Origin of the sequence: Falsirhodobacter sp. 20TX0035 (genome assembly GCF_028307215.1) — a bacterium.
In the GTDB taxonomy this organism is placed as follows: Bacteria; Pseudomonadota; Alphaproteobacteria; order Rhodobacterales; family Rhodobacteraceae; genus Falsirhodobacter.
On sequence record NZ_JAQMHV010000047.1, the window covers coordinates 1 to 253 of the forward strand.

The window sequence follows — 253 nt, forward strand, 5'->3', positions numbered from 1 at the left end:
ATCCAGTTTACACCAGTAAGTACTGGACGAACTTCAATAGCAGAAACAGCAAAAACAGTTTGTCTAACAATATTTTTTAGTACATTAATTGGAATTTTAATTGTTTTTCCATCTGTTACTTCAGGTAATTTAGGATATTCCATTGGATCTAAGCCGTTTAGTGTAAAGGAGGCTTGACCAGAACTAATGTTGGTTTGGTAATTAGACGTTACTTCAATTTCTACATTTTCTTCTGGTAAACGACGGACAATAT

Annotated in this window: 1 protein-coding gene; it reads right to left on the bottom strand. The window is 33.2% G+C overall.

Annotated features, from left to right (window positions below; translation table 11 throughout):
• A partial coding sequence (locus tag PIJ50_RS16470) for a hypothetical protein (protein ID WP_510182079.1) occupies nt 1–253 on the bottom strand: 253 nt, incomplete at both ends.